The 22,575-nt window shown below is 33.1% G+C and carries 24 protein-coding genes; 12 read left to right on the top strand and 12 right to left on the bottom strand.

The features are described 5' to 3' along the window. The first annotated feature begins 3 nt into the window (after positions 1 to 3). Positions 4 to 309, top strand: a complete 306-nt coding sequence (locus Q0891_RS11260; RefSeq protein ID WP_299101650.1) for a DUF2752 domain-containing protein — start codon at positions 4 to 6, stop codon at positions 307 to 309. Positions 310 to 311: 2 nt separating this feature from the next. Beyond that, a complete protein-coding gene (locus Q0891_RS11255; protein WP_299101648.1) occupies positions 312 to 656 on the top strand; it encodes a CCC motif membrane protein in 345 nt (114 codons plus the stop codon). A gap of 81 nt (positions 657 to 737) precedes the next feature. Here Q0891_RS11255 and rocD read toward each other — a convergent pair whose 3' ends face one another. The 4 genes from rocD to Q0891_RS11235 all read right to left on the bottom strand — a co-directional run bounded on the left by rocD (position 738) and on the right by Q0891_RS11235 (position 3,690). Beyond that, positions 738 to 2,015 carry an ornithine--oxo-acid transaminase gene (gene rocD, locus Q0891_RS11250; RefSeq protein WP_299101646.1) on the bottom strand — a complete coding sequence of 426 codons (1,278 nt, stop codon included), beginning with the start codon at positions 2,013 to 2,015 and terminating at the stop codon, positions 738 to 740. 191 nt (positions 2,016 to 2,206) lie between these two features. Next, a complete protein-coding gene (locus Q0891_RS11245; RefSeq protein WP_299101644.1) occupies positions 2,207 to 2,599 on the bottom strand; it encodes a DUF6768 family protein in 393 nt (130 codons plus the stop codon). A 41-nt stretch (positions 2,600 to 2,640) separates the two neighbouring features. After that, complete coding sequence (locus tag Q0891_RS11240) at positions 2,641 to 3,183, bottom strand: sigma-70 family RNA polymerase sigma factor (protein WP_299101642.1); 543 nt, start codon at positions 3,181 to 3,183, stop codon at positions 2,641 to 2,643. Beyond that, positions 3,184 to 3,690 carry a hypothetical protein gene (locus Q0891_RS11235; protein ID WP_299101640.1) on the bottom strand — a complete coding sequence of 169 codons (507 nt, stop codon included), beginning with the start codon at positions 3,688 to 3,690 and terminating at the stop codon, positions 3,184 to 3,186. Positions 3,691 to 3,855: 165 nt separating this feature from the next. Between Q0891_RS11235 and Q0891_RS11230 the strand changes: the two genes are divergently transcribed. The 4 genes from Q0891_RS11230 (at position 3,856) to Q0891_RS11215 (ending at position 7,946) form a co-directional block, all read left to right on the top strand. Beyond that, positions 3,856 to 5,022 carry a mechanosensitive ion channel gene (locus Q0891_RS11230; RefSeq protein WP_299101638.1) on the top strand — a complete coding sequence of 389 codons (1,167 nt, stop codon included), beginning with the start codon at positions 3,856 to 3,858 and terminating at the stop codon, positions 5,020 to 5,022. Positions 5,023 to 5,165: 143 nt separating this feature from the next. After that, positions 5,166 to 6,620: a 23S rRNA (uracil(1939)-C(5))-methyltransferase RlmD gene (rlmD, locus tag Q0891_RS11225; protein ID WP_299101636.1), complete on the top strand. Its 1,455-nt coding sequence runs from the start codon at positions 5,166 to 5,168 to the stop codon at positions 6,618 to 6,620. Further along, positions 6,620 to 7,222: a DUF6452 family protein gene (locus tag Q0891_RS11220; protein WP_299101634.1), complete on the top strand. Its 603-nt coding sequence runs from the start codon at positions 6,620 to 6,622 to the stop codon at positions 7,220 to 7,222. The genes rlmD and Q0891_RS11220 overlap by 1 nt, the downstream gene beginning before the upstream one ends. Beyond that, positions 7,188 to 7,946, top strand: coding sequence for a DUF6048 family protein (locus tag Q0891_RS11215; protein WP_299101632.1), 759 nt, complete (start codon positions 7,188 to 7,190; stop codon positions 7,944 to 7,946). Before Q0891_RS11220 ends, Q0891_RS11215 begins: the two co-directional genes overlap by 35 nt. Positions 7,947 to 8,070: 124 nt before the next feature. Here Q0891_RS11215 and Q0891_RS11210 read toward each other — a convergent pair whose 3' ends face one another. Both Q0891_RS11210 and Q0891_RS11205 read right to left on the bottom strand, forming a co-directional pair. Continuing rightward, entirely contained in the window at positions 8,071 to 9,018 is a 948-nt protein-coding gene (locus Q0891_RS11210) for a phosphoribosylaminoimidazolesuccinocarboxamide synthase (RefSeq protein WP_299101630.1), read from the bottom strand. Positions 9,019 to 9,158: 140 nt separating this feature from the next. Continuing rightward, complete coding sequence (locus tag Q0891_RS11205) at positions 9,159 to 10,112, bottom strand: PhoH family protein (protein WP_299101628.1); 954 nt, start codon at positions 10,110 to 10,112, stop codon at positions 9,159 to 9,161. A 122-nt stretch (positions 10,113 to 10,234) separates the two neighbouring features. Between Q0891_RS11205 and Q0891_RS11200 the strand changes: the two genes are divergently transcribed. From Q0891_RS11200 to dnaN, 6 genes are all read left to right on the top strand, one after another. Continuing rightward, a complete protein-coding gene (locus Q0891_RS11200; protein WP_299101626.1) occupies positions 10,235 to 11,086 on the top strand; it encodes an SAM-dependent chlorinase/fluorinase in 852 nt (283 codons plus the stop codon). A 12-nt stretch (positions 11,087 to 11,098) separates the two neighbouring features. Beyond that, positions 11,099 to 11,395, top strand: a complete 297-nt coding sequence (locus Q0891_RS11195) for a putative quinol monooxygenase (RefSeq protein ID WP_299101624.1) — start codon at positions 11,099 to 11,101, stop codon at positions 11,393 to 11,395. A gap of 86 nt (positions 11,396 to 11,481) precedes the next feature. Next, the gene (gene gldF, locus Q0891_RS11190; RefSeq protein WP_299101622.1) at positions 11,482 to 12,204 is read left to right on the top strand and encodes a gliding motility-associated ABC transporter permease subunit GldF; all 723 of its coding nucleotides are present in this window, start codon (positions 11,482 to 11,484) and stop codon (positions 12,202 to 12,204) included. A 1-nt stretch (position 12,205) separates the two neighbouring features. After that, complete coding sequence (locus tag Q0891_RS11185) at positions 12,206 to 12,703, top strand: hypothetical protein (protein WP_299101620.1); 498 nt, start codon at positions 12,206 to 12,208, stop codon at positions 12,701 to 12,703. After that, positions 12,690 to 14,360, top strand: coding sequence for a gliding motility-associated ABC transporter substrate-binding protein GldG (gene gldG / locus Q0891_RS11180; protein WP_299101618.1), 1,671 nt, complete (start codon positions 12,690 to 12,692; stop codon positions 14,358 to 14,360). Before Q0891_RS11185 ends, gldG begins: the two co-directional genes overlap by 14 nt. 130 nt (positions 14,361 to 14,490) lie before the next feature. Next, complete coding sequence (gene dnaN / locus Q0891_RS11175; protein ID WP_299101616.1) at positions 14,491 to 15,609, top strand: DNA polymerase III subunit beta; 1,119 nt, start codon at positions 14,491 to 14,493, stop codon at positions 15,607 to 15,609. A gap of 186 nt (positions 15,610 to 15,795) precedes the next feature. Here the strand turns inward: dnaN and Q0891_RS11170 are convergent, their stop codons facing one another. The 6 genes from Q0891_RS11170 to Q0891_RS11145 form a co-directional block, all read right to left on the bottom strand. After that, positions 15,796 to 16,158, bottom strand: coding sequence for a DUF4870 domain-containing protein (locus Q0891_RS11170; protein WP_299101613.1), 363 nt, complete (start codon positions 16,156 to 16,158; stop codon positions 15,796 to 15,798). A 64-nt stretch (positions 16,159 to 16,222) separates the two neighbouring features. Further along, entirely contained in the window at positions 16,223 to 16,432 is a 210-nt protein-coding gene (locus Q0891_RS11165) for a DUF2892 domain-containing protein (protein WP_299101612.1), read from the bottom strand. 17 nt (positions 16,433 to 16,449) lie between these two features. After that, positions 16,450 to 16,755: a hypothetical protein gene (locus Q0891_RS11160; RefSeq protein ID WP_299101611.1), complete on the bottom strand. Its 306-nt coding sequence runs from the start codon at positions 16,753 to 16,755 to the stop codon at positions 16,450 to 16,452. A gap of 41 nt (positions 16,756 to 16,796) precedes the next feature. Further along, positions 16,797 to 19,991 (bottom strand): efflux RND transporter permease subunit, encoded by a 3,195-nt coding sequence (locus Q0891_RS11155; protein ID WP_299101610.1) that lies wholly within the window; start codon positions 19,989 to 19,991, stop codon positions 16,797 to 16,799. Positions 19,992 to 20,047: 56 nt separating this feature from the next. Then, a complete protein-coding gene (locus Q0891_RS11150; RefSeq protein WP_299101608.1) occupies positions 20,048 to 21,127 on the bottom strand; it encodes an efflux RND transporter periplasmic adaptor subunit in 1,080 nt (359 codons plus the stop codon). Between the two features lie 54 nt (positions 21,128 to 21,181). After that, entirely contained in the window at positions 21,182 to 22,489 is a 1,308-nt protein-coding gene (locus Q0891_RS11145; protein WP_299101606.1) for a TolC family protein, read from the bottom strand. Between the last annotated feature and the right edge of the window lie 86 nt (positions 22,490 to 22,575).

The raw sequence follows: 22,575 nt of genomic DNA, 5'->3' as shown, positions 1-22,575 counted from the left end.
GCTATGCTAATATTGATTAACGGTCTTGAAGACTACATGATTCCTTGCTTAAACAAAAAAATTTTTGGTTATGAGTGCATGGGTTGTGGTATTCAACGCTCTATCGCTTTAATCTTGGAAGGTAAATTAATTGATGCTTTTTTTATGTATCCTGCAATCTACACATTATTGGGCTTTTTTGGATTTCTAATTGTAAACAGTTTTAAGAATTTTAAAAACAGCAATAAAATTATATTTATATTAGCGATGTCTAATGTTATTATAATCGTTGGAAGTTATCTAATCAAACTATATTTAAATAAAATTTAACCATGGAACAACAAAAATTAAATACTGCAGTCGTATACGTTTTATCAATAATTGGCCTATTATGCTGCTGCTTTGGTGGCCTTGGTATATTGCTTTCTGCTCCTGCTTTTTTTATAGCACAGAGCGGATTAAAAAAAGCTAGTATTAGTCCTGATGATTATGAACCAACAAGCGTAAAGGCAATGACTACAGCTAAAACTGTTGCTTTAGTTGTTACTATTATTTGTGCTATAACATTAATCTATAATATTTACGATCTTTCTACTGGAGGATGGGAAGCTAGACAAGAAATGATGAATGAATTTATGGAAGGCTACCAACAAGGGATGGAAGATGCTGGAGAATAAATAAAATTTATTTATAACATCAAAAAAGCGATTTTCTTAAATGAAAATCGCTTTTTTTTATCTTTAATTTTAACGAAATTATTATTCAAATTCCCTTAAAGTCTTTGTTATAATTGAAACACAATCTAACAATTGTTCTTTAGTCATTACCAAAGGTGGCGCGAAACGGATAATGTTGCCATGCGTTGGTTTTGCTAATAAACCGTTATCTCTTAATTTCAAACAGATATTCCAAGCGGTATCGCTTTCTTCTGTATCATTAATTAAAATAGCGTTTAACAACCCTTTTCCTCTTACTGCGTTTACGATAGGACTTGTTTCAATAAATTTAGATAATTCACTCCTAAATAGTTGCCCTAATTCTTCAGCATTATTAGCTAAGTCTTCATCTCTTACAACATCTAAAGCCGCAATACCGACAGCTGCTGCAATAGGATTTCCTCCAAATGTACTACCGTGATTTCCTGGTTTTATAACATCCATCACATTGTTGTTTGCTAAAACAGCAGAAACCGGATAAGCACCTCCAGATAATGCTTTACCTAAGATTAATACATCTGGTTTCACTTCTGGTTCGCCAGAGCAGTGTTTATCAGAACAATTGCAATTACCGCATGTTGCTAACAAACGACCTGTTCTTGCTATTCCTGTCTGTACTTCATCTGCAATAAATAAAACATTATATTTTTCACATAGTGCTTTTGCTTTAGATAAATATCCTTCGCTTGGCACATAAACACCAGCTTCACCTTGAATAGGTTCTACTAAGAAACCAGCAACATTAGCATTATTCTTTAATGTCTCTTCTAATACTTCAAGATTATCATATTCAATTTTAATGAATCCATTAGTATATGGTCCAAAGTTTTTGCGAGCAACAGGGTCATTACTAAAAGAAATAATAGTTGTTGTTCTTCCATGGAAGTTATTTTCACAAACTACAATTTCGGCTTCATTCTCATCAATTCCTTTTACTTCATAAGCCCATTTTCTACAGAGTTTTAAAGCTGTTTCTACAGCTTCTGCTCCTGTATTCATTGGTAACAGTTTGTCAAAATGAAAAGTTTCAGTTGCGTACTTTTCATATTTCCCTAACATATCATTATAAAAAGCTCTTGATGTTAAGGTTAAAGTTTGTGCTTGCGAAGTCATTGCAGCAACAATTTTTGGATGACAATGTCCTTGGTTTACAGCAGAATATGCAGAAAGAAAATCGTAATATTTCTTTCCTTCTACATCCCAAACAAAGACACCTTCTCCTCTACTCAAAACTACAGGTAATGGATGGTAATTGTGAGCACCATACTTGTTTTCTAATTCTATCGCTTCTTGCGATGTTACTTGGTCTATAACAGCCATTTTAAAAATAATTTAAGGTTTATGCCTCTTTAGAAGGCATCGTTTAACATTGTTATACAATGCAAACATTAATAATTAAATCTCGCTATGCGAGTTCCTTATCTACCTTTATCCTTTCGAAGTATCCGAAAATTCAGCGTGGGAAAGAAATCATCCCTAGAGGCTGCAATTTACAAAGAATCTTTTTTAAATTAAACCTCCTCCGAAATTTTTGATGACAGCGAAGATACTTGTAATTCTAAACGTTTTAATTCTCGTTGTAATGCATTTCTATGGATTTGTAACCAAGCATATATTTTTATCATGCACATTGTAGCAAAACAAACAAAAAATCCTGAAGTCCAAAGTATAAGCTCTTTGGTTGATTCTGTCTTAAACGCCTGCATGGCAGAGTAAATTAAAAATCCCAATGCTACTAAATTTACAATATGCATTACGACAGTAAACCATAAGTTTTTACCTTTATATAAACCTGCAATCATAGCGAATACACTTTGCTCCTCCAGATCATCATAGAATTTTGCTTCTTCTTCAGTTAATGTCTCTTTTATTAATTGATCTATTTCTTCTATTTTAGTTTTCATCTTAAAATTTATTTTTTAGTTCTCTTGAATTCGAGAATATGTTATTTTTTATCTTGTAATTCTTTTTTTAATTTTTCTCTAGCATGAAACAGTCTTGATTTAGCTGTTCCGATAGAGATATTTAACAAGTTGCTAATCTGATTTAAAGTACAACTTTCAATATAAAATAGCTCTATTACTATTTTCTGAGCATTTGGTAATTCATTTATAGCTTTAGATAATTTAAGTTTTAACTGTTCATTCTCAGAATAAACGTTGTCTTCAGTTTTAGTTTCAAAATTATTCCTAACCGTTTGTTTTTGATTTTTTGATTGTAACCTCAACCAATCTGTTGCCTTATTACAGACTATTCTATAGGCCCAAAATTTGAATTGTTTTGGGTCCTTTAAAGTTTCGATTTTATTAATTATAATGGTCCAGCTGTCTTGTGCAATGTCTTTAGCTGCCTCTTTATCCTTAACTAACCAATAAGCTTTATCACAAAACAATTTATGCCATCGCTTTACCAAAGCTGCCAATGCTCTTTTGTCTCCACTTTTATAAGCTTCAACTAATTTTTTATCTATACTTTGGTCGGTTTTCAATTATGCTGTTTTGGTTGTATTAGCCTTACGTTTATAGATTTCTCTCAACAACTTAACCCATAAATTATATTCAGTTTTCTTGCTATTACCTGAAAAATAATTTTCCACTTTATCAAAAGCATCTTCTATTAAAGCATCATGAAGCCATCGTATTACAAAAACCCATAGCAATGCTGTTTTAAAGGTAGTAACTGTTGTTATCTCATGACTAATTTCTGTTGAAGTATTGTTTGTAGCTTTAATTCTAAATTCATGTGTGCCTGCAAATCCTTCGGGTTTAGAAAACTCAAATTTAATAAAATCGTCTGCGCTATAGTCTAGAATTGTATATCTAATAGTTCCGTGTCCACCTTTGCTTCCAATACTTATTCCATTTTTAAAACGAATTGCAGGCCAGTTCTCATAAGGCCAAATTAAATCATTAGAAGTTGCTAATGTTTCAAACAATTTAGACACATTTTCTTTTGGCTCATTAATTTGTCTGGTATGTATATTTATTACTCTCATATCTTAAAGACGAAAGATTTTAGAAAAGGTTCATTTTTATTTAGAAATCTTTTCAGCGACCATAAAAACCGAATCCATATTTACCTAATAAATTAGATTAATGTGTCTTTTTAAAATAATAAGTGTCTCAATTATATAATATTAACTATTCAACTTTAATTATCCATGGACTATTTAGCAGATTTATTTAACAAATTTACGGCATCATTTGGTGAAAACCTTTCTGGTGTAATTGCAGCTATTTTAATACTAATTATCGGCTGGTTTATTGCTGGTTTTGTAAAACGTATGACAACAAAACTTATTAAAAAAACTGGTGTAGATGACCAGCTTAAAAACTCAAAATTAAAGCTATCCTCTTTTATCGGTAAACTTCTTTACTTCTTAGTAATGATATTTGTATTTATGTTGGCTTTAGGAAAACTAGGTTTAACAGACGTGCTAGATCCAATTAAAAACCTATTAAATGGATTTACAAATTACATTCCCAACATTATTGGTGCAGGTTTAGTCGCATATATTGGCTATATGCTAGCGACTATAGTCTCAGAATTAGTAGAATTATCTGGAGATACCATTCAGAAATTCACACCAAAATTAAGGTTACCAGAAAACATCAATGTGGTATCAATTTTAAAGAAGGTTGTATTTATATTCATATTTATTCCTTTATTAATCTCAGCGTTTCATATTTTAGATATGAAAGCCATTTCCGAACCAGCAACAACTATGTTAAGCGCATTTTTTGAAGCTATCCCTAGAATAATTGTTGCAGCAATTATCATTTTAGTGTTTGTATTTGTAGGACGCTTTGTAGCACAACTTTTAAAAGAATTACTACAAAGTCTTAATGTAGATGGCTTGGTTGCAAAAATGAATATGACGGAATATGTTGGCACCAAAAGCGTAGCTAAACTGATATCTAACATTGCTTATGCTCTGATTGTTGTATTTGGAATGCTTACGGCTTTCGAAAAATTAGAATTCACACAACTTACGGAAATAATCGATACCGTTTTAGCTTATGCTGGTAAGATACTATTTGGAATAGTAATCATTGGCTTAGGTTTAATTATTTCTAATCTATTTACTAAGGCTTTAAACAGTAAAAACAATCCGTTTGTTGTCTCTATTGTAAAAATTAGCATTATTGCTATATTCTTAGCAATAGGCCTACGTTCTATGGGCATTGCAGACGAAATTGTAAACCTAGCTTTCGGTATAACATTAGGAACCGTAGCACTTACCGTAGTATTGTCATTTGGACTTGGTGGCAGAGAAGCAGCAGGAAAACAAATGGGAAAAATCTTGGAAAAATTTAATAAGAACTAATTTTTCACCCTTAATTAACTAAAACGGCTTAGAGAAATCTGAGCCGTTTTTTATTTGTATAAAACTCAGATGTATTAGCATCATTTTCAACTTTACTATTCGCAAAATTGCACCTATCTTTGCAGCTTAATTAATATTAAGAAATGCCAAGAAGAGAACGAAACAAATTTGTAAAACGTGGACAGATTATAGACATCCTAATAGAAGATTATGCGTTTGGTGGTAAAGGCATTGGTCGTATTAGAAATGAGCATGGCGAATTTGTTGTTTTTGTACCGAATACATTACCTGGTCAGTTAGTAAAAACACAAATTAAAAAGAGTAGTAAAAAATATGCCGAAGGCAAACTTTTTGAGGTTTTAAAACCTTCTGAGGATGAAATTGATATGCCTTACCAAAGTATTCCTGGCGCACCTTATATTAATTTACCTATTGAAAAACAACACCAATACAAGCAGCAAAGTACTTTAGAACTGTTTAAACGAATTGGTAAAGTTGCAGATATTGAAGATAAATTTGATGAATTTGTAACCTCTCCAAACACCTTCCATTATAGAAATAAAATGGAATATGGTTTTTCTTCTATTGGATATAACCATGAGAAAAAAACCGATGTCGACGAATTCACATTAGGTTTTAAAAAACGTGGTACTTGGTGGTGTGGCGATGACCTTAAGAAAGATTCTGGTTTATTTGATGCCGAATTTGAAAATCAACTTAAAGAGATTAAAACTTACTGCGTAAATACAGGGTTACCACCTTGGCATCCACCAAAAAGGGAAGGTTTCTTTAGATATTTTGTAGTTAGAAAATCTTTTAAAACCAATCAGCTATTATTCAATTTGGTAACCACATCTTATGATTTACCAAAATTTGATTTAGATAAATTTGCTAATTATTTAGTTGAATTATTTGGCGACCGAGTTGCAGGTTTATTGCATACCATAAATGACGAAACAGGAGATAGAACTATTGCAACTACCGGAAGCATTTCTTTGGTTTATGGCGATGACAAAATTGTAGAAGAATTATTAGACTTAAATTTTGAAATTAGCATGAAGAGCTTTTTTCAAACCAACCCAAAATGTGCTGAGAAACTCTATACTAAAGTTGTTGATTATGCTCTAGAAAACAAAGAAGCTGTTGATAACACGGTTGTTTTAGATTTATTCTGTGGCACTGGGACTATTGGGCAAATTATAGCTAACAAAGCCGAAAACACTAAAATAGTTGGTGTAGATATTGTTGCTGCGGCTATTGAAGATGCAAAAGAAAATGCAAAACGCAATAATATAGAGGGCCTAAAATTTTATGCAGCAGATGTTGGTAAATTCTTAACCGAACACCCAGAATACACCAATAAAATAAGAACAATTATCTTAGATCCTGCAAGAGCTGGTATTGCGCCAAAAACTCTTAAAAAAATAATAAACCTAAAAGCAGAACGTTTGGTTTATGTATCTTGTAATCCTGCAACTCAGGCTAGAGATACTGAGCAATTAACGGAGGCAGGTTATACTATTAAAAAATTGAGTTTAATTGACCAATTTCCACATACTGCGCACATTGAAACGGTTGTATTATTTGAAAAATATTAATGAAAAAGATAAAATACTTTGTACTGTGTATTGCTATCTCGCTTATCAATTGTGAGCGAGATGATATTTGCGCAGCATCTACAACTACAACACCAAGATTAGTAATAGAGTTTTACGACAATCTGGATACGACAGAAACAAAAGATGTTCCCAGACTTACCGTTTATGGTGAAGGATTGGTAGTAGATGAAAATGGAGAGGTTACCCAACCAACAGCGTCTTCTGATAGTATTGTAGTAGATTTTGAAGATGACGATTTATATGTCTTTGACACTAATACGAGTATTGTAGCATTACCTTTAAGGATCTCAGATGAATTAGGAAACAACTTTGTAACATCTCGCTATATTTTAGAAAAGGATACGAGCTTTAGATTAGACGAAGATGTTAATACAGAGTCTAATATTGATATTCTAGAAATTACGTATCAAATTGATTTTAGTTACGTTTCTAGAGCATGTGGTTATAAAACAATTTTTACGCAATTAAATGTGGCTAGAATTTTGGATGATAATCCTTGGATTGCTAATATAATAATCGAAGACAGTATTGAAAACTCTGTTGAAAATGAAAACACAACACATGTACGCATCTATCATTAGAAGTGCAATAATATTGCTGTTGTTTTCTGCAATGGCTTTTGCTCAAGAAGATAAAAAAACTATAAATGACACCTTAGTTTACAAACAAAAATATGGTCTAAGACTTGGTGCTGATATCAGTAAATTAGGACGAACCTACTTTGATGACAGCTATACTGGTTTTGAAATTATGGGCGATTATAGGCTATCTAAACAAATTTATATCGCAGGAGAACTTGGGAATGAAGAAAAAACATTAGAAACCGATTACTTAAATAATACTACTAAAGGGAGTTATTTTAAAGGTGGAATTGATATTAATTTCTACAAAAACTGGTTAGACATGGAGAACATGATTTTTGCCGGAATTAGAGTTGGCGCAAGTACTTTTAGTCAAACTTTAAATAATTTTACAGTTTACAATGTATACAACCAATATTGGGATGAACAATATTCAATTACAGAAGGGCAAGAATTCACTGGTTTAACAGCACTTTGGACAGAGTTTCAAATAGGTTTAAAAACAGAACTTTTTAATAACTTTTATGCTGGTATTAATCTTCAACTTAAAATATTAATTAGTGATAAGGAAATAAATAATTATGAAAACCTTTATATTCCAGGATACAACAGAACGTACGACAGTAGTGCTTTTGGTGGTGGATATGGTTTTAATCTTTCTTATTTAGTTCCAATTTTCAAAAAGGACAAAGTCGTTATTCAAGAAAAAGAAGTTGAGGAGTAACTTAAACTCTTTTCGACAGAGCGAAGAATGAGCGACGAGAAATCGCATTCTACCAATAATTCAACAATTATCAACCAAAAATATTATGTGATATCTCACTACCGTTCAACATGACTAAACTCCTCTACTTTAAATACTCTAAAACATTAGCTTCTATTCTACTCTGAATATCTGAAACATCTGCTTTTACAAACTTATCGCCTGTGATGTTTTCGTATAATTCTATATAGCGTTCACTCACAGATTCTATATATTCATCACTCATGAAAGGTACTGTTTGCCCTTCTAATCCTTGAAAATCATTGGCAATTAACCATTGCCTAACAAATTCTTTTGACAATTGCTTTTGTGATTCACCTTTATCTTGACGTTCTTGGTAACCGTCTGCATAGAAATAACGCGAGGAATCTGGTGTATGTATTTCATCTATCAACACAATTTTTCCGTCTTTAGTTTTACCAAATTCATATTTAGTATCTACTAAAATTAATCCTCTTGCTGCTGCGATTTCTGTTCCGCGTTGAAAGAGTTTTTTTGTATAATCTTCTAATACTAAGTAATCTTCTTCAGAAACGATTCCTTTTTTAAGAATGTCTTCTCTAGAAATATCCTCATCATGATCACCCATTTCTGCCTTGGTAGCTGGCGTAATTATTGGCGATGGAAATTTATCGTTTTCCTTCATACCTTCTGGCATTGGCACACCACAAAGCATGCGTTTACCTGCTTTATATTCTCTTGCTGCATGGCCAGACATATAACCACGTATAACCATTTCTACTTTAAAAGGTTCGCATAGATGACCTACAGCTACATTTGGGTCTGGTGTGGCTACTAGCCAATTTGGCACCAAATCTTCGGTTTCCTTCATCATTTTGGTTGCAATTTGGTTTAGAATTTGCCCTTTGTACGGAATTCCTTTTGGCATAACCACATCGAAAGCACTTAAACGGTCTGTGGCAACCATTACTAATTGCTCATTGTTAATATTATAAACGGCTCTTACTTTTCCTTTGTAAAGACTTTTTTGATTTGGAAAATTGAAATTGGTATCTGTTATAGTATTGTTCATTTTCTGTTAGCTTTTAGCTACTAGTGTGTTTTGATTATTAATAGTTGAGTTAAGCCCTAGCCCAGATTGAAGCGGCATCCTTTTTTGCCATTAAAAGCAAAAAAGATATAGCGGAAAGCTGGAAATAGCTTCTAAAAAAATTAATCTCTGTTTTCTATACTTTTATAGGCTGCAATGACTTTTTTAACGAGTTTATGACGAATGACGTCTTTATCATCTAAATAAATCATGCCAATACCTTCGACATCTTTTAGTACCAAAAGTGCTTCTTTTAGTCCAGAAATAGAACGACGCGGTAAATCTACTTGGCCTGGATCACCTGTTAAAAGGAACTTTGCGTTTTTGCCCATACGTGTTAAAAACATCTTCATTTGGGCGTGTGTGGTGTTCTGCCCTTCGTCTAAAATAACAAAGGCATTATCTAAGGTACGACCACGCATAAAGGCTAATGGTGCGATTTGAATGACACCTTTTTCTATATAGCTGTCTAGTTTTTCTGCCGGAATCATATCACGCAAGGCATCATACAAAGGTTGCATGTATGGATCTAGTTTTTCTTTTAAATCGCCAGGTAAAAATCCTAAATTCTCGCCTGCTTCTACTGCAGGACGTGTTAAAATAATTCGCTTTACTTCTTTATTTTTTAATGCTTTTACGGCCAATGCAACACCTGTATAAGTCTTACCCGTACCTGCTGGTCCTATAGCAAAAACCATATCGCTTTTACGCATGCTTTCTACCAACTTGCGCTGATTTGCAGTTTGTGCTTTTATGAGTTTTCCACCAACACCATGTACTATAACTTCGCCACTTTTTGCGGATGTTGCGTAATCATCACTGCTTTGACTTGTGAGGACGCGCTCTATTACATTCTCATCTAACTTATTATACTTTGCAAAGTGCTTAATTAGCATGGTCATTCTGCGATCAAACTCTTCTAATAAATCTTCGTCACCATAGGCTTTTATTTTATTGCCTCTGGCTACAATTTTTAGTTTTGGAAAATACTTTTTAAGTAGTGCAATATTTGCATTTTGTGCACCGAAGAATTCTTTTGGTGTGATTTCTTCGAGTTCTAGTATAAGTTCGTTCAAAAGCGTGCTTTATTTAATGCGTTAATCTCTTTTCTTTTCTTAATTTTGTACAACAAGGTGTGTACACACAAAGCTAATAATTTTACAATCACAATTCTTAAAAAAATATCAACAATCAATCCATGGCAATAATCACTTTAACGACTGATTTTGGAGAAAAAGATCACTTTGTTGGCGCTATAAAAGGTGCTATTTTTAGTGAACTTGAGCAGATAAATATTGTAGATATTTCGCATTCTATTTCGCCTTTTAATATTTCTGAAGCAGCTTATATAATACAAAATGCGTACAGTAGTTTTCCTAAAGGAACGATTCATTTAATAGGAATAGATTCTGAGTTAAGCCCTGAAAACAAGCATATTGCAATTAAATTAGACGACCATTACTTTATATGCGCCAATAATGGTATTATGAGTATGATTTGTAACGAAATTGTACCTGAGAAATTGGTAGAAATAAACATCCATGATAGGGTTGAAACCAACTTCCCTGTTTTAGATATCTTTGTAAAGGTTGCCTGCCATATTGCTCGTGGTGGAACCTTAGATGTGATAGGAAAAGTTATTAACACTATTAAACCAATTAAAAATTTAATTCCGTTTGTAAACGACGAACAAAACCAAATTATAGGCAGTGTTATTTATATTGACAATTACGGAAATGTAGTGACTAATATAAAGCGGCAATTTTTTGAAAATATTCAAAAAGGAAGAACTTACGAAGTGTTTGCTCGTAATCATAAATTTAAAAAAATACACAACAAATTTAGCGATATAGTAAATTTTGATATTGAAGAATCTAAACGCGATGTAGAAGGTAATGGCTTGGTTGTTTTTAATTCTTCGGGTTATATTGAAATAGCAGTTTATAAAAGCAATTGCACAACCGTAGGTGGCGCATCTACTTTAATGGGATTAAAATCTATGGATACCGTAACCATTAATTTTATAAAAAGACCTTCTATTCTACAATAAGTAAATTGAGATATGTTAGTAAGAATTGTAAAACTGAGTTTTGAACCGACAAAAATTGAAGAATTCTTGGCTAATTTTGAAACTGTAAAGGATAAGATTAGGAATTTTGAAGGTTGTAATTTTTTAGAATTATACAGAGACCAGAATAATACCAACATCTTTTTTACGTATAGTTATTGGAATTCTGAAAACGATTTAAATAATTACAGACATTCTGATTTATTTAAAACCGTTTGGTCTAAAACTAAACCTTTGTTTAACGGAAAACCTGAAGCTTGGAGTGTGGATAAATTAGCTTCGCTTGAATAGCTGTTAGAAAAAAGTTAAAAAACACTGAATACTGAATACTGAATACTGAATACTGAATACTGAATACTGAATACTGAATTTAAAATATGTTAGCAATACTTAAAAAAGAAATAAACACCTTTTTCGCCTCGCCAATTGGCTATTTAGTGATTGGTGTATTTTTATTACTCAATGGTTTATTCCTTTGGGTTTTTAAAGGCGAATTCAATATTTTAGATAGTGGACAAGCGAGTTTATCATCGTTCTTTTTATTAGCACCATGGATTCTTATTTTCCTAGTACCTGCAGTAACCATGCGTAGTTTTAGTGATGAGAAAAAACAAGGGACTTTAGAGCTATTAGTAACCAAGCCTATTTCACATTTTCAAATTGTACTTGGTAAATATTTTGGTGCATTTGTATTGATTATTATGGCTTTGATACCAACCTTGCTCTATGTATACACGGTTTCTCAATTAGGAAATCCTAAAGGTAATTTAGATATGGGAAGTACCATTGGGTCTTACTTTGGGCTTTTGTTTTTAGTTGGTGCTTACACAGCGATTGGTGTCTTTGCTTCTACACTATCAGACAATCAAATTGTAGCATTTATTATAGCTGTTTTTATATGTTTCTTTTTCTATTTTGGTTTTGAAGGATTATCTAATTATAACGTTTTTGGAGACCTTATTTATATGGAAAACCTTGGTATGTCTGCGCATTACAACAGCATGAGTCGTGGTGTTATAGATACTAGAGATTTAATCTATTTTATTAGTATTGCTTTAGCCTTCTTATTGTTTACAAAACTTAGAATCCAAAAACAATAGTATGATAATTACTCCACTTTTAGTTATATTTTTAGTCTTCGTTTTTGTCTTATTGTTTTTGTTTTTTAATACTGTAGACAAGCGTAAATGGCTCACAGCTATTATCAGTTTAGTGGCTACGCCATTTGTTTTTTTCTATATGTTTTATCCATTTTTAAATATTATTAGTAATTACCATCATCAAAAATATTTTGATAGAGAAGCTTGGGTCGAAAATCCTGCGCTACGTTACGAAATGATAGATCACACCATTGAATCTGATACACTCATTGGTGTTTCAAAACAAGACATAGCCACACTTTTAGGCAATGCAGAATGGCTTAGTTGGGATGAAGCTAATAAAAGACACGATTCTAATAAGTGGAACTATGGCATTGGAATAGAACCTGGTGCTTTTAACGACCAACAAGAACGCGTAGAAATTATATTTAAAGATGATAAAGTCATCGCTATAAAACCTTATCAAGAAGAAATAACCTTCGAGAATGAAAAAAAATAAAACTATACTATATATCGTAGCCATTATCATCGGACTCGTAATTGTAAATGCAATATCGAGCTCAGTGTATCAACGCTTCGATTTAACTAAAGACCATCGTTACACACTTTCGGATGTTTCAAAATCATTAATTAGTGATTTAGATTCGCCTTTAGTAATCGATGTGTTTTTAGAAGGCGATTTTCCTTCAGAATTTAGATTGCTTCAAACGGAAGTGAAACAGATGGTTGAAGAATTTCAATTAGAATCTAAACAGATTTTTGTCAATTACATTGATCCTGTAAAGGATGAAGCCACACGACAGCAATACATCGAAGAACTTACAAATGCTGGTTTAGAACCATATATAAATACCGATAATAGCACTGGGAAAGTGACGCAAGATATTATTTTTCCTTGGGCTTTTGCAAGCTACAAAGACCAAACTTTAAAAATTCCGCTTTTAAAACGAAGCATTACACTTGGTTTGCCAGAACAGATTAATAATTCAGTACAATCTTTAGAATATGCTTTTGCGGACGGATTTAGTAAATTGGTTAAAGCAAAAGAAAAGAAGATTGCCATCTTAAAAGGAAATGGTCAGTTAGGCGATATTTACATTGCAGATTTTCTAAAAACAATAAAGCCTTATTACAACTTGGCGCAATTCACTTTAGATAGTGTGGCTACCAATCCACAAGGGACTCTCGAGAAGTTAGAACAATACGATTTAATTGTTTCTGCGAAACCAAGTATTGCTTTTTCTGAAAATGAAAAACTAGTGTTAGACCAATATACCATGAATGGTGGAAAAAGTCTTTGGCTTACAGAATCTGTTGTGATGGATAAAGATAGTTTGTACAATGCCACAGGAACTGGTGTTTCTATTATGCGCGATTTAAAGTTGAATGATTTCTTCTTTAAATACGGTGTTCGTGTTAACCCTACTTTAGTAAAAGACCTATACTCTGCTCCTATTATGTTATCTATTGGTGAAGGTAGTCAGGCACAAATGCAACCCATACAATGGCAATACTCGCCATTGGCTGCCTCTAATCCAAATCATCCTATTACCAAGAATTTAAACTTAGTAAAGTTCGATTTTGCCAGTCCGATTGACACCTTAAAAAATGGCATTAAAAAATCCATATTATTACAAAGTTCTCCTAAATCTAAAACGGAAGGTGCACCAACAACAATTTCATTGGCAAACGTCACGCTAGCACCCGATGAAGAAAATTACAATTTAGGCCCTCAGAATTTAGCAGTTTTATTAGAAGGAGAATTTACGTCTGTGTACGACAAACGTGTATTACCCTTCAAGGTTAAGAACTATAAATCTAAAAGTACAGCAACTAAAATGGTTGTAATTTCTGACGGAAACGTTGCTAAAAATGAAGTTATAAAGAATAGACCTCTTGAATTAGGCTTTGATCAAATGACAGGAAAATCGTTTGGTAACAAGGAATTTCTTCTTAATACAGTGAACTATCTTTTAGATGACACAGGACTTATAAACATAAGAGCCAAGGAAATTACAGTCGCATTTTTAAATGCAGATGAAGTAAAGGAAAGTAAGGGTACTTGGCAATTTATTAATATAGCCTTGCCACTCATACTTTTAGGTTTATTTGGTTTTGCCTTCAACTATTTAAGAAAACGAAAATACGCATCTTAAAATTCTAGCGAAGGTTTGTTACGAATTGTGTATTCTTAAGCCTAATTTGTTAATAAGTTTGTTTTATAAAACCCATCTATTAAGATATATTTGTAAGACCAATTAAAAGTATTAAACACATATATTTAGTATGAAATTTATTGTTTCAAGCACATATTTATTAAAGCAACTCCAAGTATTAGGAGGCGTTATTAATAACAGTAATACACTTCCTATTTTAGATAATTTTCTATTTGAACTGAGCCAATCGAAATTAACGATTTCGGCGAGTGATTTAGAAACAACAATGTCTGCAACGATTGATGTAGAAAGTGATTCTGAAGGTAGCATTGCTTTACCAGCACGTTTACTATTAGATACGTTGAAGACATTTCCTGAGCAACCTTTAACGTTTGTAGTTGAAGAAAACAATACTGTTGAAATTAGCTCTAATCATGGTAAATATGCTTTAGCTTATGCTGATGGTGCAGAATTCCCAAATGCAGTTTCTATTGAAGATGCAAGTACAACAACGATAATGGGAGACATTTTAGCCACAGCAATTAGTAAAACTATTTTTGCAGCTGGTAATGATGATTTAAGACCTGTAATGAGTGGTGTATTCTTTCAATTTTCTCAAGATAACTTAACATTTGTAGCTACAGATGCTCACAAGTTGGTAAAGTATACTAGAAACGATGTTAGTGCTACCGAAACGGCAGAATTCATTATGCCTAAGAAACCTTTAAATCTTTTAAAAGGTATTTTAGCAGGAAGTGATGATGATGTCTTGGTGGAATATAATGAATCTAATGCTAAGTTTACTTTTGAAAACTCAGTATTAATTTGTCGTTTAATTGATGGGAAATACCCTAATTACGAAGCCGTAATACCTAAAGAGAATCCAAATAAATTAGTAATAGACAGAACACAATTTTTAAACTCTGTTCGTCGTGTTAGTATTTTCTCTAACAAAACAACACACCAAATTAGACTTAAAATTGCTGGTGCTGAATTAAATATCTCTGCTGAAGATATCGATTACTCTAACAAGGCTGAAGAACGTTTAACTTGTGATTATCAAGGTGACGATATGCAAATTGGTTTTAACTCACGTTTCCTTACTGAAATGATTAACAATTTAAGTTCAGATAACGTACAGTTAGAAATGAGCTTACCAAACAGAGCAGGAATCTTAACACCAATTGATGGTTTAGATGAAGGTGAGCATGTAACTATGCTTGTTATGCCAGTGATGCTTAACTCATAATCTAATTACTGCGAAGGCAGAAATCTCTAACAAAGAGATGAATAAATTATATAAAAAAAACACTCATTTGATTGAGTGTTTTTTTTTGCGTTAATAATAATCATTATTAAAAGAGATTCTGGCCTATACTGGAATAAAAAAGGCTCATCAAACGATGAGCCTTTCTATTTCCATTTCTTTTAATAACTAACTAACAAAATTAATAGACAATGGATAGCTAGGTAATTCTCCATTACTAGCTTTTATAGCATTTACAATCGGCATTACAAATGCTAAGATTGCGACTAATATTAAGATTAAAATTCCCAATCCAAGAGCAAAGATTAAAGGAATACTTATTAATGAATAAACAACAAGACTTAATTGAAAGTTTAAAATAGATTTCCCGTGCTCATCCATACCCTCTACCTGTTCTTTCTGTGTTACCCACAGAATTAATGGGGCAATTAGTCCACCAAAACCTGTGACATACGTTAGTAACTGAGATAAATGTGTTATGACTAATAATTGATTGTCTGTGCGTTTAAGCGTGTGGTAATTTGATTCCATAATTGATGATTTTACACCTATAGGACGCAACCAAATATAATTTGTTACATTCTATAACATAAAATTAACAAGAGGAACAACTTCCACCTTCTTTCTTAACTCCTAGCCTCACTAAAATAGTTTCTAGTAAGCACCATTTGGTAAATGCGGACTGTATTAAGTTGACACCAATAAATACTGTAAACCACATCCAATACGGACTTACATAAACAGAAAGTACTACACTTAATAATACCATTGTACCAACGATGACTCTGAAATAAGTATTTAACATTTTAATTAATTTTTAAATTATATATATGTCTCAATAGGAACCACAACCGCTTTAATAGGATTGTTCGATTCTAAATTTTCATTAAACACTTTTAACAATTCGAATAACGCATCAATGTTTCCATCCTCAGCAAACGAAAAAAACAAACGTGATTCGTTACCAAATTGCTCGCCAGGAAACCAACTTGAAGCCATCGTTATTGATGGCCTATTTTTATGACCATCAATATCAGAACTACTTAGATTCTGAATATTGGCTTTCTTAAAAAGCTTCAACACTTCTTTTTGATATTCTTCTACTGCTGTAACTATGACTAATTTCATTTCTTTGTTTTTTGTCATTCTGAACTTGCTTCAGAATCTCATTATTTATAATTCTTTTTCTCTATCATGTAATAAACCAATGGTACAACTAACAAAGTCAATACAGTAGATACAATAGTTCCTCCCATTAATGAGATAGCTAATCCTTGGAAAATGGGGTCAAACAAAATCACAAATGCTCCAATAACAACCGTTCCTGCCGTAAGTAATATTGGTGTAGTTCTAACCGCTCCAGCTTCAATTGCTGCTTGTTTAATTGGCACGCCTTCTTCTATTCTTAAGTTGATAAAGTCAATTAATAAAACTGAATTTCTAACCATAATTCCGGCTAATGCAATCATTCCTATAAAGGATGTTGCCGTAAAAAACGCTCCCATAATCCAGTGCCCTAGAATAATTCCGATTAATGACAACGGAATTGCCACCATCATAACCACTGGTGCTTTAAAGTTTTGAAACCATCCAACAATTAAAATATAGATTAAGATAATGGCTCCTAAAAAGGCGATTCCTAAATCTCTAAAGACTTCTAATGTAATTTGCCATTCGCCATCCCATTTTACAGTATAATCATCTTCAAATTCGGGCTGACCTAAATACATTTCGTTCATCTCGTAACCTTTTGGTAATGGAATTTCTTTCAACTTTTTCTCCATTCCTAAAATTGCATACGCAGGACTTTCTAATTCTCCAGCCATATCTGCCATGACATAAACCACACGTTTCTGGTTTTTGTGATAAATACTTTTTGCTGCTGTTGTTTCAGAAATATCTACCAAATCTGAAATAGGAACCATATTTCCCATTTTAGATTTAACCTTCAATTGTGAAATATCTGTAATCGTAGATTTTTCCTTTTCGTCTAAAGCCAACACCAAACCAATTTGGTTTACTGCATCTTCATCATAAATGTTGGTAATCGCTCTGTTAGATAAAGCCATATTCATAGTGTAGGCAATTTGCTGCGGTGCCACACCATATAACATTGCTTTTTCTTTGTTAATGTCAAATTGATATTCGGTTTGGTCATCTTCAACCATCCAATCAATATCTACCACATCATCTGTGTTTTTCAGAATGTCTTGAACATGGTTTGCAACTTTAATTTGCTCATCGTAATCTGGTCCATAAACTTCAGCAACAATAGTCGATAACACTGGTGGTCCTGGTGGCACTTCCACCAACTTCACATTCGCGTTGTATTTTGCTGCAATTTTCTGAATATCTGGACGAAGTAATTTTGCAATATCATGACTCTGCGCAGAACGGTCTTCTTTAGACAATAAATTCACTTGAATATCAGCCATATTGCTTCCACCACGCAAATCGTAATGACGAACCAAACCGTTAAAGGTTATTGGTGCAGACGTCCCAACATAGTTTTGATAATTAACAACTTCTGGTCTGTTAGATAAATACTGTGAAATCTCTTGAGCAACAACTCCTGTTCTTTCAAGCGTTGTTCCTTCAGGCATATCAATAACCACCTGGAATTCATTCTTATTATCAAAAGGCAACATTTTTACAGCTACCGAATTTGTAAAAAACAATACCATAGTTCCCATTAATACGGCAAAAGTTCCTAATAAAAATAACCAACGCTTTCCTTTACTTTCTAAAAGTGGTCTTTCAAACTTGTTGTAAACTCTGTAAATAAACGTGTCTTCTACTGCTTTTTCTGGTTTTTCTTCAGCACCTTTTTTGTCTTTTTCTCTTAAGAAAATATAACCCAAATATGGTGTAATGGTTAAGGCGACAAATAAAGATAAAATCATCGCAATAGAAGCTCCAATTGGCATTGGTGCCATATATGGTCCCATTAAACCAGAAACAAAAGCCATTGGTAATACCGAAGCAATTACTGTAAATGTTGCTAAAATGGTTGGGTTTCCCACTTCGTTAATGGCATATAAAGCCGCTTGTTTAAACGGCAAGCGTTTCATTTTAAAATGCCTATGCATATTTTCGGCAATAATAATGGAATCATCGACGACGATTCCTGTTACAAATACTAACGCGAAAAGTGTGATTCGGTTAAGCGTGTAATCCATCATATAATAACTCAACAGAGTTAGTGCAAACGTAATTGGTACAGATAAAAACACCACTAATCCACCTCGCCATCCCATAGCTAACATCACTACAATTGTAACCGCAACAATAGAACCTATAAGGTGTAACAATAATTCTGATACTTTATGAGACGCTGTTTCTCCATAGTTTCTTGTAATTTCTACATGAACATCATCCGGAATTAAACTGCTTCGCAAATGCTCTAACTTATCTATAATAACTTCTGCAATTTTCATTGCATCTGCACCTTTTCGCTTAGCAACAGAAATAGTAACAGCAGGATATTCAGACTTATATTTGGCAGAAGCTTCACTCCCTTTTCCAAAGCCTAAACTCACATAATTTTGAGGCACTTCTGGTCCATCAATAATCTTCGCCACTTGCTTTAAATAAATAGGCTGACTTTGTTGCACACCAACTACTAAGTTTTCGACATCTGTCACTGAGGCTAAAAACTTCCCAGTATTTACAAGGAATTCCGTATCACTTTTATCAAAACTTCCAGCACTTAATTGACTGTTGTTGGCTTTAATCATTTCAGAAACCGACAGAAAATCTAATCCGCTTGCTGCTAATTTATCTTTATCTAAAACCACTCGCAACTGACGGTCTCTTCCTCCAATTTTATGCGTAATCGCAACATCGTTTACCTTTTTAATTTCGGCCTCTAACTCTTGAGCCATTTGGTTTAATTGGTAATCGTCGTAATTCTCACTCCACAAGGTTAAACCCAACATTGGCACATCGTCAATCGCTCTCGTTTTCACTAACGGAAACGTAACACCAGCAGGCATTTGGTCCATGTGTTTATTAATTTCGTTGTACATTTTTACAAACGAACGTTCAATATCTTCGCCAACATAAAATTGCACGATAACCATACCTTGCTCTTTCATCGACGTTGAATACACATATTCTACACCTTTAATATTCGAAATTAATTGCTCTAACGGCTTAATCACTCGCGACTCCACTTCCGTAGGACTAGCTCCAGGATAACCAACAAAAATATCTGCCATTGGCACATCAATTTGCGGCTCTTCCTCACGCGGAATTAAAAACGAACTATAAACACCAACCACCATAAACACAATCATTAACAACACGGTTAACTTAGACTGCATAAAGACTTTGGCGATTTTTCCTGCGATACCTTCTTTCATAATTGGCCCCTTTTAATTTCCCCAGAGGAGAAAAACTGTTACGAGTTATTTTTTAGTTATTGAATTGAAATTTTAGCTCCGTTATATAGTTTTCCTTCTGCAGAAACGATATAAGCTTCATCTGCATTTAAACCAGATAATACTTCTACTTGATTTCCAAAAGTTCTACCCAAACGTAACCAACGTAACATGGCTGTATTACTTTGGCTTGGTGTATATATGCCAGATAATTGTCCGTTGGTTACAATAGCTTCAGTTGGTACTAAAACCATTGCAGTTTTTGCTTTTCTTTCCACCGGAAATTGAACTGTTGTAAACATGCCTGATAAAATTTTGGCTTCTGTTTTATCTAAATCTATTTTTACCAAATATTGTCCACCTGTATTTTTCGCAGATGTACTTATTTCTGTCACTTTTCCTTTGATAGTTTGGTTAATAGATTTTACCAAAACATCTACAGTTGTTCCTTTTTTAATTTCAGAAATTTCAGACTCTGGTACCATCGCCATGACTTCAAAAGCACCTGGTGTTTCAATACTAATTAATGGAACTCCTGGATTCGCCATGTTTCCAGCTTCTACATTTTTACTAGTAACTGTTCCGCTAAAAGGCGCCGTGATATTACTGTAAGTAAACTGTGCGTTCACTTCGTTTTTCATTTGGTTAGCAGATTCTAATCTTGCTTTTGCCATTTCAAAATTTGCCGTCATATCATCCATTTCTTTTTGTGATGCACTATTGTCTGCAAACAAATTTTTAAAACGGTTGTAATCTTTTTGTGCATTATTAAAAGCAGCTGTTGCTTCAGTGATTCCTGCGCTAACTTGCGCTCTTTTGGCTTGTAAATCGCTATTATTAATAGACACTAATAATTGCCCTTTATGTACTATATCGCCTACATTTACGTGAACTATATTAACGTAACCCATCATTCTAGTACTTAAATCTGCACTATTTGTAGCTTGAATTTTACCACTAACCGCTAAAAATGGACTATTACTATTGGCTTCCACCTGACTTGTTTTTACAACAATTGCTGGCGAATTATCTTCAACGGTTTTCTTGTCTTCACTTCCGCAGCTGGTTACAAAAAATGCTGTTGCTGTAAGCGTTAGTAAATAAATATATTTTTTCATTTTGATTGTTTTTATGTTGGTACCTACAAGGTTTCGGAAACCTTGCAGGAAAAATTATTCTTTTGTTAAAAATTGTAAGTACGCTTGCGCGTAATTATATTCGAAAATGGTTTGGTAATATTCTAATTGCTTCTGAGCAAACTGAGTCTCAGCAATCAGTAAATCCGATGTTTTTTCTAAGCCTTCTTTAAATCTGTTGGTTCTAATTCTAAGAGATTCTTCGGACTGCTCTAAAGCTAAACTGTTTAATTTCAATTTGTTTTCAGCATCAATAAAAGCACGTTTTGCTTTATTCAATTCTAGATTACTTTGTGATACATATTGTTTGTATTCTAATTTCGATTTTTCGAATTCCGATTTACTTTTTTGTGATTTTCCAAATCGTTTAGATCCTTGAAAAATATCCCAACTCAATTGTGCACCAAATAAATAGCCATTAGCATCACCTTGAAAAATTTGGTCGTCGTATAGCTCGTAGCTTCCAAAAGCATTTAATCTTGGTAAGAATGCCATTTTATCTGCTTTGCTCATTGCTTCATATGCATTAGAAGCTAATTGCATTGCCTTTATATCCGAACGGTTTTTAGAAATTGATTGATCTTCAACTGTAGTTGCAGAAACAACTAATTCATCAGTTGGCGTATAAACTACATAGGTGTCATCATTCATTAAAAATGATAAGTAATTGGAAGCGTTTTGCAGATTACTTTTTGCTGACTGTAACTGGTTTAGTACTTCTGTAACTCTAACTTCAACATTCAACACATCTGCACGTTGCAAATACCCTTGTTTTAGACTATTATCTGCTAATCTTTTATTTGCATTTGCAGCTTCTAATGCTGTTTCCAAAACATCAACCGCTTTGTAAGCTAATTGTAATTGCATATATGCTTTTTCTACTTCAAACGCTAAATAATCTTGTATGCGTTCAGTTTTTAAAGCCATCGCCTCCATTTTAGATTTGGCTGCTTTACGCTGAAACATACCATCCATGTTGATTAATGGCTGTTGAATTTCGAATTTAGTCGCATAATTTTCAATTTGCGATGGGTCGTTTAACAAAGCCGGATTAAAATCGCTTGCTGTTAAAATTTCCTGATTCAATTTAGAACCAAAAGCCATTAACGGATTAGTTGTTGCCAGTGCTGTATGACTAGCCGTTATGTTTGGTAAAAACACTGCGTTTGTTTGTCTAAAATCTGCTTTAGCTTGATTAAAATCTTCTTCAGAAATCTTAATGCTTGTGTTATTTTCTGAAACTTTCGTTAAGACTTCTGATTTAGTAATTGTAACTGATTCTTGTGCATTAATTAAAATACCTAAAAGCAAAAAAGAAATCATTAATAAATGTGATATTTTCATCAGTGTTATTATTTGTTCTGACAAAAATAGATTGAAGAAAAATAATAGTTAGTAACAAAGGTTACCTAATGCCATTTCTTCCATTA

The sequence above is a fragment of the uncultured Winogradskyella sp. genome, from assembly GCF_947498005.1.
Taxonomy (GTDB): domain Bacteria; phylum Bacteroidota; class Bacteroidia; order Flavobacteriales; family Flavobacteriaceae; genus Winogradskyella.
Note: the sequence above shows the minus strand (reverse complement) of the source record. Positions and strands in the feature narration are given on the sequence as shown.